This window comes from Microbacterium sp. Y832 (assembly GCF_057669765.1).
The window spans coordinates 190,742-207,528 of the sequence record NZ_JBYHFM010000004.1; the positions used below are offsets into that span (position 1 = coordinate 190,742).

The window sequence follows — 16,787 nt, forward strand, 5'->3', positions numbered from 1 at the left end:
GTCGGCGTGTGCAGCGCCGGTCACGGAACCGCGAGGTGCTCGATCTTCTCGGCCGGCGAGTAGATGTCGAGGATGTTCCAATGACCCGTGGTCGGGGTGGGAACGTTGACCATCGACACGTCGATCACGACGGGGCCGCCGTGTGCGATCGCCCGCTCGAGCGCCGGTTTGAACTGGTCGGCTGATTCGACCTTGATGCCTGTCACGCCGTACGCCTGCGCGATCGCCGCGAAGTCGGTGTACATCGGATCATCAGCCGTGCCGAAGACCGTGCCGTAGGTCGTGTCGAACGCCGCCTTTTCGAGTCCCGCGATGGTCCCGTAGGCGTTGTTGTTCATCACGACCCACACGACCGGGGTGTTGTGCTCGCGCGCCGTCGCGAGAACCGCGGGGTTCTGCCCGAACCCCCCGTCGCCGACGAGCGAGACGACGACGCGGTCAGGGCACGCCATCTTGGCGCCGACGGCTGCCGGACCACCGAAGCCCATCGTCGCGAAGCCGCCGGGAGTCAGGATCGAGCCGGGCGTCAGGATGTCGAATTGCTGTCCGACGCCGTTCTTGTTCCAGCCGACATCGGTCGTGATGATCGCATCCGCCGGCAGCACGGTCCGCGTCTCGGCGAGGATGCGCTCGGGGCGCATGGGCCACGCCTCCGACACCTGCGCCGCCTCATTGCGGCTCTTGACCTCGTTGCGGTTCGCCGCGATCTCGGCGATCAGCTCGGCGCGATCAACCCCTTCGGGGGCCAATCTGCGGGCGACGCGGATGAGGGCCCTGAGCGCGGGTTTGAGGTCGGCGAGCGCGCCGACCTCGAGCGGGTAGTTGCGCCCCAGCTCGGCGGGATCGATGTCGATCTGCATCAGTTTCGTCTTGGGGACGTCGAATGTGTACTCGGGGTACCACGAGCTCGAATCCGCCTCGGCGAAACGCGTGCCGAGGGCGAGGATCCAGTCGGCCGTCCGGGTCACCTCGTTGGTGAATGCCGCGCCCCAGAATCCAGTCATGCCCAGCACGAGCGGGTTGTCGTCAGGAACGGCGCCCTTGCCCATCAGGCTGTGCGAGACGGGCAGCGACAGCAGTTCGGCGAACTCCAAGAGCTCGTCGGTCGCATCGGCACCGATCACGCCGCCGCCGACGTAGAGCACGGGACGCTCGGCCTCCAGCAGATTGCGCACGATCTGCTCGGCGACCTCTTCGTCGAGGCTGGGTTTCGCGAGCGCACGCGTGTTGCTGAGCACCTTGTCGAACGTCGCGACATCGACTTCAGCAGAGAAGACGTCCATCGGCACATCGATCAGAACGGGGCCGGGCCGGCCGCTCTCCGCGAGGGTGAACGCCTTGTCGAGCACTTCAGCCACCAGGTGCGGCTGATCCACCCGCCACGCCCGCTTCACGAACGGGCGGTAGATCTCGTACTGCGCCGCGTCGGCATGGAGATTGACCTCCTGATGCGGATGCTTGCCGTAATAGTGCGACGGAATATCGCCGGCGATCACGACCATCGGGATCGAATCGAGTGCGGCGTTGGCCACTCCCGTCGCGGCGTTGGTCAAGCCCGGGCCCAGGTGCGACAGCACGACACCTGTCCGTTTGCCTGCGCGTGCGTAGCCGTCGGCGGCGTGCGCGGCGATCTGCTCGTGGCGCACGTTGACGAAGGAGATCTGCTCGCTCTTCTCAAGGGCAGCCAGGAGTGCGATGTTGGTGTGCCCGCACAGCCCGAACACGTGCTCAACGGCACGCGCCTCCAGGTACCTGATGATCTGGTTCGACACCAGGTCTTTCATGTGATTCTCCTTTGGTCGATCTCTGTCGGGACGGCACGTCGGGCCGGTCCGGTGTAGGTGTATCCGAGGGATTTCGGCAGAGGACCCTTGATCCGTTCGCCTTGCGTCATCTGCTCGTAGGCGTGCGCGAGGATGCCGACGGACCGCGCCAGGATGAAGACACCTCGACCGAGCTCGGGCGGAAGGCCGAGCTCGCAGTAGATGACGGCGGTCACTCCGTCCACGTTCATGGGGACACGACGTGCCTTGCCCTGGCTGATCTCGTCTTCGACGGCCCGGCCGATCTCGGCGAACCGCCCGCCGATCTCACCCCGAGCGACAGCGTCGTCGACGAGCGAGAGGAGGCGCGGAGTGCGCGGGTCGAGAGGGTGGAAACGGTGCCCGAACCCGGGAATGTATTTGAGGCCCGCCTCGCGGTGCCGCCGCAGAACCCGCCGCGTCGCCTCGCGGACATCACCGACGTTCTCGATCTCGGCATCGATCTCGAGGTAGAGCTCCATGCACTGCTGACCGGGGCCGCCGTGGATGTCGTCGAGGACGTTGATCGCGGACGCCATCGCGCCGTTCACAGGCGCCCCGCATGTGGTCGCCATGCGCGCGATCGCGATCGACGGGGCCTGCGGACCATGGTCCACGGATGCCACGAGGGCCGCCTCGAACAGCTGAGCGCGTGCGGGGGTCGGTAGTTCGCCCTGAACCATGAGCCAGATGGTGTCGACGAACCCGGCATTGCCGATCAGCTCTTGAATGGGATACCCGCGCAGCGCGATCTCACCGGGGTGGATGTCGATGATGTCGGTATGCCACCACCGCCGCGCCTCTGCGACGAGGGATTCGGGCGACTCATCGCCGGCCTCGTCGTCCGTGCTCACCGAACGACCGCTGTCGGCTCGGTCGCCTCGAGGGCGGCTTCGTAGAAGTCGCCGAACAGCTCTTCGTCTGACGGACGGTCTTCCGCGATGACGCGGGACACCCACGTCGTGTTCAGGTAGTGCCGCAGTGACACGTTCTCGGACGTGATGTTGCCGCCCCACGTGCCGCACCCCATGGACGAGGTCATCGGCATCCCGTTCGTGAACGCGCCGGCATTCGCTTTCGAGTTCGGCTGGCGCACCATGATCCGCGACACGGGCATGTGCCTGGCGAAGTAGTCGATGTGGGCGTCGTCCGTCGACGCGATGCCGCACGAGTGCCCCTTGCCCCCGATGTCGTACAGACGCTTGGCGACCTCGACGCCGTCTTCGAAGCTGCCGTCGTACGCGTGCACGGCCATGAGGGTCGTGAGCTTCTCTTTGCAGAACTGGCGGTCCTCGGCGATGCCGTCGCCTTCGACGATGATGAACTTCGTGCTCGCAGGCACCGCGAACCCCGCCGCCTGAGCAAGCGCCTGCGGGGAGACCGCGACGGTGTCGGCGAGGCGGTGCCCTTCGTCATCCCACATGACCGCCTGCAGCGCCGTCCGCTGGTCCGCCGTCGCGAGGTAGCCGCCCTCGTCCTGCAGTGCGGCGAGCATGTCCTGATAGCGCGCCGCGGGGACGAGGACGTTGCCGTCCGCCGAGCAGCCCGAGCCGAAGTCCGAGGTCTTGGAGAGCATGCAGTTGCGCGCGGTCTCTTTCAGGTCGGCGGTCTCGTCGAGGAACTCCGTCGCATTGCCCGCGCCGACGCCGTAGGCGGGCGTGCCCGAACTGTAGGCGGCGCGCACGAGCCCCTGCCCACCCGTCGCGATGACCAGATCGGAGCGGCTCATGATCTCCTGCGAGGCCGCGAGACTCGGTAGCGTGATGCACTGCAGGATGTCAGCGGGGGCGCCTTCGGCCTCGAGCGCTTCACGCATGAGTCGCACGGTCTCGAGAGTCGTGTCCTTCGAGCGGGGGTGCGGCGAGAAGACGACGACGTTTCGCGCCTTGATCGCATAGATCGCATTGCCCGCGGGGGTGAGGTCGGGATTCGTCGTCGGCACGACGCAGCCGATGACGCCGACCGGCTTGCCGTACTTGACCAGACCGCGCTCTTCGTCCGTTTCGATGATCCCGACCGAAGGGCTGCGCAGCGCGTCGCGCAGCACCCCGCGGATCTTCATGCGCTTGTTCATGCGGCTGTCGAAGTCTCCGAGCCCGGACTCTTCGATGCCCATGGCCACCAGTCGATGAAACGACGAGCGATTCGCGACGGCCCACGCGACGGCCTGGATGAGGCGATCGACGCGCTGCTGATCGTACGTCTCGATGACGGCGAGCGCCGCCTGCGCACGCGCGAACACCTCATCGAGTTCCTCGATCTGTTCGCTCGTGAGGGCTTTGGATGCTGATGCAGCCATGACAACTCCGTCCAGGGCATGTGCCGACGTCGCATGCTAAGCAGGCGCGCTCATCGCGACCAACCGTTGTCCCACTGAGCAGAAAGCGCGGACGGTGTACCACTCGATGGGCCGATCGGTTGCTCCCTCGGAGCGGGCGGTCTAGCGTCCGGAGCGCTGACCGGCGTCGATGTACATCGTTGGCCGTTCGGTCGGCGAAACCCCCACAGACGTGAAGCGGGTACGCACCGCCTCCGTCCGATCAATGACGATCAAGGAGCATGCAATGCGAAAGACATTGAGAACAAGGCTGGGAGCGGTGGGGGTCGGCGCACTCGCCCTCACGCTCGCCGTCGCCGCCTCTCCCGCACTGGCGGCGGGCACGGCGACGGACCCCGTGCCTCCGACCGGGTTGACGGGGCTCGAACCCACAGGCGCCGACATGCCCACGGTCGGCGGGAATCTCGGAAACCAGCACTACTCCGGTTTGACCCAGATCAACAAGGACAATCTCGACCAGCTCGCACCGGCGTGGCGCACCCACGTGTCGGCGGTTGCTCCGGCGACCAACGACACCGGCCAGCAGACGACCCCCATCGTCGTGGACGGCGTCATCTACCTCGACACTCCCGCCGGCGGAGTGATCGCCGTCGACGGCGCATCGGGCGACCCGATCTGGAAGTGGAGCGGAGGCGAGCTCGGCACGTCCGGAACACGACGCGGCGTCTCGGCCGGTGACGGCAAGATCTTCACGCTGGCACGCGGCAACAACATCGTCGCGCTCGACCAGGAGACCGGCGATCAGGTTTGGGCGGTTCCCGCACGCGACGCGGAGGGCGGGAGCCTCGGCGGCTTCGGCAAGGTCGCGACCGTCTACCACAACGGCATCGTCTACGCTCACGCGGCAGACGGCAACCGCGGCGCCGTTGCGGCATTCGACGCCGACGATGGGTCGTACCTGTGGCATTTCTTCGGTGGCCCGCAGCGCGGTGAAGAGTTCATCGGCGTCGACGGCATCCCCTTCGACGCGTCCGACACCTGGGGCCCGGTGCTGGAGAACGGCACGGATTGCGCCCTCGTGGCAGGTGCCGCTCCCTGGATGCACGGCTCGGTGGACCCCGAACTGAACATGTACTACATGACGTTCGGCAACGCGCGCAGCTGCACCTCGTCGCAGAACGGATCCCTCCGCCCCGGAGACAACCTGTTCTCGAGCACGATGGTCGCGGTGGATGCCACGACGGGTGCCTACAAGTGGCACTACCAGTCGATCCGCCACGACGTGTGGGACATGGACAACGTCCACCCGCCGACGCTCGCGGACATCCAGGTCGACGGAGTGGAGCGCAAGGTGGCGTTCTACGGCAGCAAGTCGGGTCACCAGTTCGTGATCGATCGCACAAACGGTGAGCCGGTCACGCCCACGATCGACAAGCCCATGATCGTCGACTCCCGTCAGGCTCAGCCTGACACGCAGCCGTTCCCCGTGGAACGACAGCTGCCGGAGTGCGTCGTGTGGGAGAAGCTCGACGCCGACAACGTGCCCGGCAACCCGTGGCGCGCAGTGCCGAACTACAACGGCTACCAGGCCGACGCCGAGGGCAACCTCGTGTTCAACCCGGACAGCTATGTGGCAGCCGACGAGCCGTTCCTCACGTACCCCGAGGGACACTCCGGGCACCGGGAGGGCTGCATGTACGACCCGCAGTGGGATCTGCCGATCCTCTCCACGACGAGCCAGAACGGCGGCGGCGACTGGTCGAACCAGTCGTACAGCCACAGCACGAACATGGTGTATTTCCCGTACGGAACGAACCCCGTCGCTCACTACAACGGCGCAGGCTCGAACGGGCTGCGTGCGATGGGTCAGTACCAGACCGGCGGCATCCTCGCCTATGACGCATCGACGGGCAAGGTCGCGTGGACGAACCACCTCGGTACCGACATGTCGCACGGTCAGGGACCGCTGACGACCGCCTCCGATCTGCTCGTCGTCGGGCAGATCGACGGCCGTGCCCTCATCATGGATGCTGTCAACGGCGACGTCCTCTGGGACTTCCAGACGGGGTCGGGCATCGCTGCCGCTCCTGTCACGTACGAGGTCGACGGGGAGCAGTACATCGCCGTGTTCGCAGCCGGGTCCACCAACCCGTACAGCGGGTCTGTCACGCAGGGCGACTCCCTGTGGGCCTTCAAGCTCAACGGTTCGTACACGACCGCGACGGGAAGTCAGGAGGGACCGAACACGGCTCCCCTGGCGATCCGTCGACCCGTGAGCGGCTCGGCTGTTGCCGGCGAGACCGTAGCGAACACGGTTCTGCTCGCCCGCACCAGCCGCACGGCTGACACCGCAGCGGCGCGGGACAGTGTGGCGACGAACGGCATGCAGCCCACGCACCTGCGCGTGCCCGTCGGCACGACGGTGACCTTCCGCAACCCCGGGGCCGAGACGTTCCCGAACTTCCCCAACCTGAAGGAGCACTGCGCCACGCAGTACTTCGAGGGTGAGTTCAACGCCAGGCTGCAGCCGGGCGAGACGTACGAGCACACCTTCACGCGTGCGGGTGAGTACTTCTTCAACGACTGCACCGACCCGCGTCCGACCGGCAAGATCGAGGTCGTCCTCGCTCCGCAGGATCAGCCGGGCGCGTTGCGGTTCACCCCGGGCCACCTGCGACTGGGCACTCCCTCGGGTCTGTTCACGCAGGTCGACGGCACGGTTGACGCCCAGTTCGACCTGCCCGCCGGGTACTCGTACGACAGCGCCGCTGAGCTCATCACTCCGCTGTCGGCGACGCCTGTCAAGCCGTCGGACGTCACGACCGGTCCCAGCCGGGTCACCCTGCAGTTCGACACGGCCGACCTCGACAACAACGTGCCGACCGGCGAAGTCGAACTGACGGTGCGGTTGAACGTGCTGAACGCCGCCGGCGAGCAGGAGCAGCTCACCTCGACGGCGACCGTGACGGTTTCGAAGGGCGTTGCGGCGCACACGACGCACCGCACGCTCGCGGGCAAGGCGTACGTGTCGGTGACGGCAACGAACTACACGGGCGCTCCTGCGGACATCACGGTGTCGACGGAGTTCGGCAAGAAGGTGTTCTCGAACGTCGCTCCCGGCAAGACCGTCGCGGTGTCGTTCAACACACGTGCGACGTCGGTCCCCGCCGGCGAGGTCACGATCACATCGACGATCACCGTCGACGGTGAAACCGTGACCGAGACCAGAACGGCGCCGTACCGGGCTTTCCCGACCGGCAGCTGACACCCGACGTGGGGGTGCGGCCCCTGGGCGCGCACCCCCACGTCACCCGAGCCTCCTTCACCCGATCGAGGCGCAAGTGATCACAGAGAAAGCGATTCAATGATGAACAGATCGACCTTCACGAGGGCGAGCGCCACGGCGTTCGGTGCACTGCTGCTCGCGTCGGCTGGCACAGCCGTCGCAACCGCCGACGAAGTCGACGAGGGCACCGTCGATATCAACGTCGAAGTCACCGACCGCTACCCGTCGGGCGTCTTGGCGCTCTCCGTCGCGGCGGACACCACCGCTCTCGAAGAGATCGACTCCGGCGACCCGCTCATCCGCGAGTTCACCGGTGTCCTTCCGACCGTCACTGTCACCGACACGCGCAGCACCGTCCCCGACACCCCGTGGTTCGTCCTCGGGACGGCGAGCGCCTTCGTGTCCGGCGATGACTCGATCTCGGCCGACCACCTCGGGTGGTCGCCGGCTCTCGCGGGCGATTACGGGTCGGCGATCGAAGTGGGGGGCGACATCGAGGGCGTCATCGATGACGAAGACAGCGAAGGCCTCGCCTACGCCGACGGCGAGCTGCTCTACCTGAACGCGGACCAGGTCGAGACATACGACCAGGGGGCGTGGTCGGCGAACGCCGCCCTGAACCTCAAGGTCGCCGCCGAGGATGCGGCATCCGGCTCGTACACCTCGGTGCTCACCCTTTCGCTCTTCGAGTAGGACTCACCGCCCGTCAGCCAGAGGCGGGGTGTGCCGTTGACCGGCACCCCCGCCTCTGTCGCGTCATCCGCGACCCAGGACATGCAGACGCTGTCCCATTCGGCGAGACTCGGCTTTGCGCGGCCAGCTGGGCCGACCAGAGTCGCAGAGGCAGCGAGCGCGGCGCCCGGCCGTATCAACAGAGAGGTTGACCATGCAGCCCGAACGAGTGGCACCGAGGCCATGACGACGAACGGTTCCGGGGACCCCATACCCGAGGACGTGCCTGAAGACGCGAGCGCAGAGCCCCTCGCCGACTCGATCTATCCCCCCACGCGAACGTTCTTCATGACGCCTGATCTGAACAAGGGCGTGCCCCCCGACCCGTGGTTCATCCGAGTCCTCTCCGGCATCGAGATCACCGTCGGCATCATCCTCTTCTCGCTCATCATCTTCGGCGTCATGTATCAGGTGACCGCGCGCTATTTCCCCGACGTCGGCTGGGTAGGTGCCGGAGAGCTCGCACTGCTGTCGATGATCGCGCTCACCTTCACGATGGCCGGCTACCTCGTGGGGCGGAACGGCCACATCGTGCTGGAGCTGTTCGACCGGCTCCTCGAAGGCACCTGGTTGTTCACCGCCCTGCGAGTGATCTCGGCCGTCATCATGGTGATCATCTGCCTGATGCTGTCGTACGAGGCGTTCGTGAAGCTCGATACGGAGTGGGCGCGCCTGAGCGCTGCAATGCGCATGCCGCTCGGCGTCCTCTATATCTTCGCGCTGGTCGGCTTCGCCTCGGCCGCTGTGCAGTCCGCATACAAGATTCGTTACGCAAACCGCCCCGAGCGCCAGCTCGACATCGGTGAGATGGAAGGCTGATCGATGGACCTCTGGCTCTACATACTGCTGTTCGTCGTTCTCTTGCTCCTGCGGGTCCCGGTCGCTTTCGCGATGATCGGGTCGAGCATGCTGTACTTCTACACCAACAGCTTGTCGGCCGGCTACGCGATCTCGTCGACCGTGAACGGCATCAACAGCTTCCCGTTGCTCGCGGTGCCGCTGTTCATCTTCGTGGGTGCGATTGCCAACAATCTCGGCATCGCCACCCGGTTGTATGACCTGGCACGTGCGCTGCTTGCCCGACTGCCGGGCAACCTCGCCTACGTGAACCTCGGCACGGCGGTCGGCTTCTCATGGATCAGCGGCTCGGCCCTCGCCGACGCGGCGTCCACCAGTAAAGTGCAGATCCCGCAGATGCTGAAGGCGGGCTACCCGTACGGCTTCTCCTCGGGGCTCACCGCATCGGCGTCGCTCATGAGCACGGTCATGCCGCCCAGCATTCCCGCGGTTCTCTTCGCCGCGACGGCGTCCATCTCGACCGGAGCGCTGTTCGCCGGGTCGATCATCCCGGCCATCCTCATGGCCGTCGGCTTCGCCGTCTACATCTTCATCTGGGTGCGCCTGCACCCAGAGGTCGCCGTGACGCGACACTTCGACGGCAAGCTGCTCGGGAAGGCTGCCGTACGGGTCATCGGGCCGGCCATGCTGCCGGTGATCATCCTGGGTGGCATCTTCAGCGGCATGTTCACCCCCACCGAGAGCGCAGGCGTCGCGTCCGCCTACATGCTGGTGCTCGGCGCTCTCTATCGCACCCTCACCTGGAAGGTGTTCTGGAAGTCCGCGAAAGAGACGATCATCATCTCTGGCGGCATCCTCCTGATCCTGGGCGCCTCGAACCTGATGGGTCAGGTGCTCGCCCGAGAGCAGGTGTCCCGCAACCTCGGCGAGTGGCTCACCACGTTCACGGACAACCCGATCGTGTTCCTGCTGATTCTCAACGTGCTGCTGATCCTGCTGGGGGTGCCGCTCGAAGCCCCGCCGGTCATCCTGGTGCTCGTGCCGATCCTGATGCCGATCGTCGCCGAGTTCGGGATCAACCCGCTTCAGCTGGGCGTCATCATGATCCTCAACCTCATGATCGGGTCTCTGACGCCACCCGTCGGCGCCGTTCTGTTCGTGGTGGGATCGATCACGCGCAGACCCATGGGCGAGCTGTTCCGAGGCATCCTGCCGTTCCTCATCCCGTTGGGGGCCGTGCTGCTGCTGCTGACGTTCTTCCCCGGCATCGTCACGTTCCTCCCCTCGCTCCTGGGGCTGTGACGTGCGGTCTGGACCGCAGAAGGGGTCCGTCGATGGTACGCAGACTGTTCGTGCTGAACGGCCCCAACCTCAACATGATGGGGCTGCGCCAGCCTGAGCTGTACGGCACGGAGACACTCGACGACGTCCGCGCCATCTGCGAGCGAACCTCGGACGAACTGGGTTTCTATCTCTTCTTCGCGCAGTCCAATGCGGAGCACGACCTCGTCGAGTGGGTCCACGAGGCCTTCCGACAGAATGCCCTCGTGGTGATCAACCCGGCCGGGTTCAGCTTCGCGTCGATCCCGCTCCTCGACGCATTGCGCATGCTCCCGACGCCGATCGTCGAGGTGCACATCACGAACATACTGGCGCGGGAATATGAGCCCTCGCTCGTATCGAGAGTTGCCCGGGCTGTCATCACCGGGGCAGGTGTGTACGGCTACGAGCTCGCGATCCGCGCCGCCCACCGCGCGTCGCCGGACGAGAGCGTGACCGGATGAGACCTCAACATGTTCCACTCGCCGGGACATATCTTTGTCACCGGGGCGAAGTCCGTCAGAGTCGGCACTGCCACCCACTGAAGCTTGGCAATCCGGTCGCATCGAGCAGTGCCCGAAATCAACCGTCGGCCGATTGACTTGTCGTGGTGACAGACGTCTACACAACGCACGACGACGTGCGCAGCCAGAGGAGAGTCCTATGAGCACAGCCCACCCGATTCGCCGCGGTCTGTTCGCCGCCACGGCTCTGGCCGCGACGGCGCTGATCGTCGCCGGCTGTTCCGGCGGCGGAGGAACGCCGACCGGCGACGGAAGCGAACCGCCCGCAGACCAGGCCAGCCCGGTCACCCTGACGGTGGCGACGAGCCAGAACGAGCAGACGCCCAACTACTTCTGTGGGGTCGAGCTGCTCAAGGAGCGCCTCGAGGGTGCGGACATGGGCTTCACCGTGGAGCTCTACCCGGCGAGCCAGCTCGGGCCCGACGCCGACCGCTTCCCGCTCGTGCAGGCCGGTGACATCGACATCGACCTGCAGGGCGCGTCGGCGCTCAGCGCGACGTACGAGCCGATCGGCGTCGTCGACGCGGCGTACGCGTTCAACGACGTCGACCACGCTTTCAAGTGGATCGACGAAGGCTCCGAAGACCTCTTCTCGGGGTTCCACGAGGCGACGGGCGTCAAGGTCGTCGACGGCTGGTTCTTCGGAAACCGCACGCTGACGACGAAGGGCGTCGAGGTCCGCAGCCCTGACGACCTGACCGGCGTTCCGATCCGGTTCCCGAACTCGCCGCAGTTCCTCGCGAACGCTGAAGCGCTGGGGATCAACAACGCCGTCTCGATCGCACTCGAGGAGCTGTACTCAGCGCTCCAGCAGGGCATCGCGGTCGGACAGGAGAACCCGATCGTCGCGACGAACTCGTCGAGCTACGACGAGGTGCTCGACACCATCGTGCTCAACAACCACAATGTCGGCATCCACTGGCTCATCGTCAGCGACAAGACCTACGAGAAGATGAACGACGAGCAGGCCGCCCTGCTCGAAGAGACCATCCACGACATCCGCCCCGAGAACCGCGACTGCGTCGAGACGGAGACCGAGGAGATCATCGAGTCCTACCGGAACGGTGACGCCCACACGGTGATCGAACGTGAGGACATCGACATCGACGCCTTCGTCACCAAAGCCGAGGAGTACTTCGAGAACCTCTACGACGGCGAGAACCTCGCCGCGTACCAGGCGATCCGTGAGATGGCCGACTGAGACAGACAGCCCGAAGGAGTGGGGGCGGGGCGCTTGCGCCCCGCCCCCACTCCTTTCACTGCGCGGTATGTGCCAGCAGCCCGCGGCTCAAGGTGAGCGCTGCGGCGCGAACTGACGGAACGATGGAATCGAGGAGGAACTCTCCCGTGGGTCCGGCCACCGAGATCGCCGCGACGGGCAACCCGGCGGCGCCCAGAACGGGACTTGCGGCACCGGTCACTCCCGGGACGTATTCTTCGTGATCCGTCGCTGCGCCGCGGTGGCGTACTCCGGCGAGATCCCGCAGCAGAGAAGGGGCATCGGTGATCGTGTTCGCGGTGCGGCGCTCGAACCCGGCCGCGGCCACTCGCTGCACCACCTCTGCTCCCGAGACGGCGAGAACGGCTTTCCCCATCGCGGTCGCATACGCAGGCAGGCGCGCACCCACTCTCAACGGAGGCGGCAGCGTCATGGAGGCCCCCGGGAGGACGGCGATGACGACGACTTCCAGACCGTCGAGCACACCGAGGTTCACCGTCTGCCCCGTGATGTCCCGAAGCTCCCGCAGCACGGGAAGGGCGTGCCGGCGCAGCACGCGCGGTTGCTGCACTGTCTGACCGAGTTCGAAGAGCCGGACACCGAGATAGAGCTTGTCGCCGTCGCGGTCCAGGAACCGCTGCTCGACGAGGTCGGCCGCGATCCGCGACACCGTCGACTTCGGCAGACCGGCACGTCGAGCGAGCTCTGAGACGCCCAGCCCTTCGTCATGCTCGCCGAACGCGTCGAGCACCGCTGACAGGCGATCGAGCACGCTGACCGAAGTGGTCCAGTCTGCTGTTCGCACGACTTACGCCGCCGCGAAGCGCCGAGCGATGGAGGTGCCGGCGGCGCGGATGAGCGGCGCCGCCCGTTCGGCATCCATCGCCGTGCTCGGACCGGCGATGGACACCGCTCCGATCACCGCGTGGCCGGTCGAGAGCACGGGACTGGCGAAAGCGGTGATCCCGGGGTACGACACTTGAGCATCCATCGCCACGACCGAGGAGCGTACGTGGGCCAGCTCATCGCGAAAATCCTCGGCGGCTGTGTCACCCAGCGTCGCGCTCACGCGCTCGACGACAGTCGCGTCGCTGCAGAATGCGAGGTAGGCCTTGCCGCTGGCGGTCGTCAGCGCGGGCGAACGCATTCCCGCGCGTGTGGGGAGCATCGACAAGCGGCCCGCTACAGCGATCGACACCATGTCGGTGCCCTGCTGCACCCACAGCCCGACACGCTCGCCCGTCGCGGTGCTCAGCCCACGCAGGACGGGAGCTGCCGCGTTGATCAAGCGCCGAGGCAGGTTCGCTCGAGAGCCCAGTTCGAACAGACGCAGTCCCAGCGTGACGCCCGCATTCGTGCGCTCGAGATATCGCTGATCGGTGAGGTCTGTCACCAGGCGCGACACCGTCGACTTCGGCAACCCCGTGCTCGCCGCGATATCGGTGACCGAGATGGATCCGTCGCACTCTTTGACGGCGTCGAGGATCGCGAAGATCCGATCGAGCACGGCAACGGGGGCTTTGACGGGGTGGGCGGTTGTGTTCCACTCGGCGAGACTCGGCATCGAGCATCCCCTTCTACGCAGTTGAATCGTCGGTGATCCTCCTCGCCCATCAAACGTACTAACCAGTACGTTTCGACACAAGGGTTCCCCATGCACACAACGGAGGCGCGGATGCGTTACCTGGTCGGCCTGATCGGCGAAGGGATTTCGGCATCTTTGACCCCGTCGATGCATGAAGCCGAGGGTGCCCATCTCGGCCTGGACTATGAGTACCGGATCTTCGATGTGTTGACGCCGGCGCACATCGGCGGCGATGTGGGTGAGCATCTCGCGACCGCACGAGCCGAAGGATTCTCGGCCGTGAACATCACGCACCCGTTCAAGCAGCGCGTGCTCGCGCTCGTCGACTGCCTCGACGATCACGCGGCCGCGCTCCAGGCGGTGAACCTCGTCGTCTTCACCGGCGGCCGACTCGTCGGGTACAACACCGACTGGAGCGGCTTCGCCTTCGGCATGGAAACCGGCCTGCCGGGGGCGTCTGTGGACCGAGTGGTCCAGGTCGGTTGCGGCGGGGCGGGCGCAGCAGCCGCATACGCCCTGCTGGCTCGGGGTGCCCGGCGCGTGGATCTGCACGACTCAGACCAGCTGCGCGCGGAGCGCCTCGCCCGACGCATGCGCGCGCGCTACCCCGACCGGGAGGTTCAGGCCGTGGGCGCGGAAGACCTGTCGACGACCCTCGCCGCTGCGACGGGAGTCGTACACGCGACGCCCCTGGGCATGCGGCATCATCCCGGCGTGGCCGTCGACATCGACGCCCTCCCGCACGACGCGTGGGTGTGCGATGTCGTGTACCGCCCCTTGAAGACCGAATTGATCCGGCAGGCCAGACGTCGGGGCCGCCGGACGATCGATGGCGGTCGGATGGCGGTCGGGCAGGCGTACGCCAGCCTCCGGATCATCACCGGCGCCGAACCCGACATCGATCGGATGCAGCGCCACTTCCGCGCCCTGGTGAAGGCCGAGGAACAGGACCCCGCAGCCTCCGATGACCGAGCGGACGATTGACGTGGGAGAAGGGCCCAGGACAGCCCGGGCCGTGCGCACACGCGCAGACATTCTGCAGATCGCGACGGCGGAGTTCGCCGCCAAAGGTTACGCGGGGGCGCGCGTAGACGAGATCGCGCAGCGCACCCGCACGACGAAGCGCATGATCTACTACTACTTCGGCTCGAAGGAGGGACTGTTCGTCGAGGTGCTCGAGCAGATCTACGCGCAGATCCGACGTGTCGAGCAAGGTGTCGACGTCGATCACCTCGCCCCCGATGAAGCCCTGCGCGCGATAGCCGAGGTCACCTACGACCATCACACGACTCACCGGGAGTCCATTCAGCTCGTGATCATCGAGAACATCCATCGCGCAGAGCACCTCGCCCGCTCCAGCACGATTCTGCGGGAGAACAGGACGGCGATCACGCTGCTTGAACAGGTGATCAGTCGCGGGGTGCGCGAAGGGACCTTCCGCGACGACGTCGATGCGGTCGACGTGCACATGATGATCAGCGCCTACGCGTGCTTCCACGTCGCCAACCGACACACGTTCAACGCTGTGTTCCAGCGGGACATGCTCGACCCCGCGCTGCAAGGTTCGCACCGTCGGCTCATCGGCGACATGATCGTCGCGACCATGACCTCGCCCCGCACGACACCTGATCTCACGGCGCTGGACCCGACAGACGGTGTGTGAGGATCGACGCCGCTGCCCGAAGGATCGGCGCGCACTGCTCGGCGTCCAGGGCGTCGGCGGGGCCACACACCGACAACGCTCCCGCAAGCCTTCCCGGGGCGGCGAGCACGGGAATGGCGATGCCGGCAACCTCTGAGTCGAACTCGCGCGCCTCGGTTGCCAGCGCGCCCGCGCAGATATCCGCCAGCTCCCGCCGCAGCGTCGTCTCGCAGGTGATCGTGCACGGCGTCAGTGCCACGAGGCCCGCGGAGATCACCTCCTCCGTGACCTCCGGGGGCGAATGCGCCAGAACGGCCTTGCCGAGCGCTGTCGCGTGCAGGGGCAGCCGCGCACCGACGCGAATGCGCGAAGGCGCCTCGGACCGGCCGCGCAAGGCAGCAACACAGACGAGTTCCGGTCCGTCCCGGATCGCGAGGTAGACGTTCTCACGGGTCTTGTCACGCAGGTGAACGAGGACAGGCAGCGCGATCGTTCGCAGCTCGCGAGGCTCACGAGCAAGCTGCCCGAGCTCGAACACTCGAAGCCCCAGATGGATGCGCGTTCCGTCGCGCTCGAGGTAATGCTGCCGAATGAGCGTCGCGACAAGTCGCGAGACGGTCGATTTCGGAAGCCCTGACCGACGGGCGAGATCGGATAGCCCCATGCCGCGATCATCGTGTTCGAACGCCTGGAGGATCCGGGTCATCCGGTCGAGGACACTCACCGTGTCATCGACGGGCGGGCGAGTCATCCCCCCGCCAGGGTCGCCAACCGGCGCGTGAGCACGAGCGCCGCGTGCCGGACGAGCGGGGCGATGCGGTCGAGGTTCATGTCGTTCACCGGGCCGGCCGCAGAGATCGCAGCGACAGGCAAGCGGTCGGGCGAGAGCACAGGACTCGCGATCCCGACGACGCCGGGGAACGTTTCGCAGTGGTCCACGGCGATCGAATCGGATCGGATCCCGGGAAACTCGCGCTCGAGACTGTGGCGCCGCGGAGCGTCGAGGTCGACCATGACCTGACTCAGAGACAGGTCACCCTCAGAGAAGGCCAGCACGGCCTTTCCGAGAGCGGTCGTGGCCGAAGGAACGCGCACGCCGGCGCGAGAGGGTGCCGGCACCAGGCGGCCTCGTACCGCGATCACCGACAGCATGTCGCTGCCTTCGTGCACGGCGACATTCAGGTGCTCGCCGGTCGCGTGGTACAGCTCCGCGAGGACCGGCATCGCCGCCATGCTGAGTCGGCGCGGTGTGAGCGCCTGCGCTCCGAGCTCGAACAGCCGCAGGCCGATCTCGACCCTTCCGCCATCGCGAGAGAGGTATCGCTGACGCACCAGATCACCGACGAGACGCGAGACCGTCGATTTCGGGATGCCTGTCGTCATCGCGAGCCGGGTGATGGTGCTGGAACCGTCTGCCTCGCGGACGGCGTTCAGGATTGCGAGGATGCGATCAAGCACTGACACGCGCTCGCCGCAGGGAGCGGAACGCATGTCTGCAGTATCCGCCGGGGCGGGAGGCCAGGCAAGGAAAGTGCCCCGCAGAACGGGGATGTTCCCGCTGAATGGGACGCACGAAGGTCCGGGCGGCCGATCGACCGGCC

Annotated in this window: 15 protein-coding genes and 1 pseudogene; 8 read left to right on the forward strand and 8 right to left on the reverse strand. The window is 66.4% G+C overall.

The features are described from left to right. Nucleotides 1-20: 20 nt before the first annotated feature. Genes AC25YV_RS09615 through AC25YV_RS09625 form a run of 3 tightly spaced genes read right to left on the reverse strand, consistent with a single transcriptional unit; the run spans nt 21 to nt 4,101 of the window. The gene (locus AC25YV_RS09615) at nt 21-1,784 is read right to left on the reverse strand and encodes a thiamine pyrophosphate-binding protein (protein WP_488123624.1); all 1,764 of its coding nucleotides are present in this window, start codon (nt 1,782-1,784) and stop codon (nt 21-23) included. Next, nucleotides 1,781-2,656 carry a citryl-CoA lyase gene (locus AC25YV_RS09620; protein WP_488123625.1) on the reverse strand — a complete coding sequence of 292 codons (876 nt, stop codon included), beginning with the start codon at nt 2,654-2,656 and terminating at the stop codon, nt 1,781-1,783. Before AC25YV_RS09620 ends, AC25YV_RS09615 begins: the two co-directional genes overlap by 4 nt. Then, nucleotides 2,653-4,101 (reverse strand): aldehyde dehydrogenase family protein, encoded by a 1,449-nt coding sequence (locus tag AC25YV_RS09625; protein WP_488123626.1) that lies wholly within the window; start codon nt 4,099-4,101, stop codon nt 2,653-2,655. Before AC25YV_RS09625 ends, AC25YV_RS09620 begins: the two co-directional genes overlap by 4 nt. A 265-nt stretch (nt 4,102-4,366) precedes the next feature. Between AC25YV_RS09625 and AC25YV_RS09630 the strand changes: the two genes are divergently transcribed. The 6 genes from AC25YV_RS09630 (at nt 4,367) to dctP (ending at nt 11,941) form a co-directional block, all read left to right on the forward strand. Further along, nucleotides 4,367-7,345 (forward strand): outer membrane protein assembly factor BamB family protein, encoded by a 2,979-nt coding sequence (locus AC25YV_RS09630; protein WP_488123627.1) that lies wholly within the window; start codon nt 4,367-4,369, stop codon nt 7,343-7,345. A 99-nt stretch (nt 7,346-7,444) separates the two neighbouring features. Beyond that, on the forward strand, nt 7,445-8,059 hold the full coding sequence (locus tag AC25YV_RS09635; RefSeq protein WP_488123628.1) for a hypothetical protein: 615 nt from the start codon (nt 7,445-7,447) through the stop codon (nt 8,057-8,059). Between the two features lie 261 nt (nt 8,060-8,320). Next, nucleotides 8,321-8,917, forward strand: a complete 597-nt coding sequence (locus AC25YV_RS09640; RefSeq protein ID WP_488123629.1) for a TRAP transporter small permease — start codon at nt 8,321-8,323, stop codon at nt 8,915-8,917. 3 nt (nt 8,918-8,920) lie between these two features. After that, on the forward strand, nt 8,921-10,198 hold the full coding sequence (locus AC25YV_RS09645; RefSeq protein WP_488123630.1) for a TRAP transporter large permease: 1,278 nt from the start codon (nt 8,921-8,923) through the stop codon (nt 10,196-10,198). 32 nt (nt 10,199-10,230) lie between these two features. Then, on the forward strand, nt 10,231-10,680 hold the full coding sequence (locus AC25YV_RS09650) for a type II 3-dehydroquinate dehydratase (RefSeq protein ID WP_488123631.1): 450 nt from the start codon (nt 10,231-10,233) through the stop codon (nt 10,678-10,680). 199 nt (nt 10,681-10,879) lie between these two features. After that, nucleotides 10,880-11,941 (forward strand): TRAP transporter substrate-binding protein DctP, encoded by a 1,062-nt coding sequence (gene dctP, locus AC25YV_RS09655; RefSeq protein ID WP_488123632.1) that lies wholly within the window; start codon nt 10,880-10,882, stop codon nt 11,939-11,941. Between the two features lie 55 nt (nt 11,942-11,996). On the opposite strand, the gene AC25YV_RS09660 is transcribed toward dctP, so the two are convergent. Continuing rightward, nucleotides 11,997-12,764 (reverse strand): IclR family transcriptional regulator, encoded by a 768-nt coding sequence (locus AC25YV_RS09660; protein ID WP_488123633.1) that lies wholly within the window; start codon nt 12,762-12,764, stop codon nt 11,997-11,999. A 3-nt stretch (nt 12,765-12,767) separates the two neighbouring features. Next, nucleotides 12,768-13,523: an IclR family transcriptional regulator gene (locus AC25YV_RS09665; RefSeq protein WP_488123634.1), complete on the reverse strand. Its 756-nt coding sequence runs from the start codon at nt 13,521-13,523 to the stop codon at nt 12,768-12,770. Between the two features lie 90 nt (nt 13,524-13,613). Between AC25YV_RS09665 and AC25YV_RS09670 the strand changes: the two genes are divergently transcribed. Together AC25YV_RS09670 and AC25YV_RS09675 are read left to right on the forward strand one after the other, a co-directional pair. After that, nucleotides 13,614-14,528 carry a shikimate dehydrogenase gene (locus AC25YV_RS09670; protein ID WP_488123635.1) on the forward strand — a complete coding sequence of 305 codons (915 nt, stop codon included), beginning with the start codon at nt 13,614-13,616 and terminating at the stop codon, nt 14,526-14,528. A gap of 31 nt (nt 14,529-14,559) precedes the next feature. Next, the gene (locus tag AC25YV_RS09675) at nt 14,560-15,207 is read left to right on the forward strand and encodes a TetR family transcriptional regulator (RefSeq protein ID WP_488123636.1); all 648 of its coding nucleotides are present in this window, start codon (nt 14,560-14,562) and stop codon (nt 15,205-15,207) included. Here AC25YV_RS09675 and AC25YV_RS09680 read toward each other — a convergent pair. The 3 genes and pseudogenes from AC25YV_RS09680 to AC25YV_RS09690 all read right to left on the reverse strand — a co-directional run bounded on the left by AC25YV_RS09680 (nt 15,176) and on the right by AC25YV_RS09690 (nt 16,677). Next, the gene (locus AC25YV_RS09680; protein ID WP_488123812.1) at nt 15,176-15,724 is read right to left on the reverse strand and encodes an IclR family transcriptional regulator; all 549 of its coding nucleotides are present in this window, start codon (nt 15,722-15,724) and stop codon (nt 15,176-15,178) included. The genes AC25YV_RS09675 and AC25YV_RS09680 overlap by 32 nt on opposite strands. A gap of 36 nt (nt 15,725-15,760) precedes the next feature. Next, nucleotides 15,761-15,937 (reverse strand): annotated as a pseudogene (locus AC25YV_RS09685) (helix-turn-helix domain-containing protein); the annotation flags it as partial. Continuing rightward, on the reverse strand, nt 15,934-16,677 hold the full coding sequence (locus AC25YV_RS09690) for an IclR family transcriptional regulator (protein ID WP_488123637.1): 744 nt from the start codon (nt 16,675-16,677) through the stop codon (nt 15,934-15,936). The pseudogene AC25YV_RS09685 and the gene AC25YV_RS09690, both read right to left, overlap by 4 nt. Nucleotides 16,678-16,787 lie beyond the last annotated feature (110 nt).

Bases quoted from the DNA above. Each gene is read 5' to 3' on its own strand.
- AC25YV_RS09615 (WP_488123624.1), bottom strand. From the start codon at position 1,784: ATGAAAGACCTGGTGTCGAACCAGATCATCAGGTACCTGGAGGCGCGT.
- AC25YV_RS09625 (WP_488123626.1), bottom strand. From the start codon at position 4,101: ATGGCTGCATCAGCATCCAAAGCCCTCACGAGCGAACAGATCGAGGAA.
- AC25YV_RS09630 (WP_488123627.1), top strand. From the start codon at position 4,367: ATGCGAAAGACATTGAGAACAAGGCTGGGAGCGGTGGGGGTCGGCGCA.
- AC25YV_RS09635 (WP_488123628.1), top strand. From the start codon at position 7,445: ATGATGAACAGATCGACCTTCACGAGGGCGAGCGCCACGGCGTTCGGT.
- AC25YV_RS09645 (WP_488123630.1), top strand. From the start codon at position 8,921: ATGGACCTCTGGCTCTACATACTGCTGTTCGTCGTTCTCTTGCTCCTG.
- AC25YV_RS09650 (WP_488123631.1), top strand. From the start codon at position 10,231: ATGGTACGCAGACTGTTCGTGCTGAACGGCCCCAACCTCAACATGATG.
- dctP (WP_488123632.1), top strand. From the start codon at position 10,880: ATGAGCACAGCCCACCCGATTCGCCGCGGTCTGTTCGCCGCCACGGCT.
- AC25YV_RS09665 (WP_488123634.1), bottom strand. From the start codon at position 13,523: ATGCCGAGTCTCGCCGAGTGGAACACAACCGCCCACCCCGTCAAAGCC.
- AC25YV_RS09670 (WP_488123635.1), top strand. From the start codon at position 13,614: ATGCACACAACGGAGGCGCGGATGCGTTACCTGGTCGGCCTGATCGGC.
- AC25YV_RS09690 (WP_488123637.1), bottom strand. From the start codon at position 16,677: ATGCGTTCCGCTCCCTGCGGCGAGCGCGTGTCAGTGCTTGATCGCATC.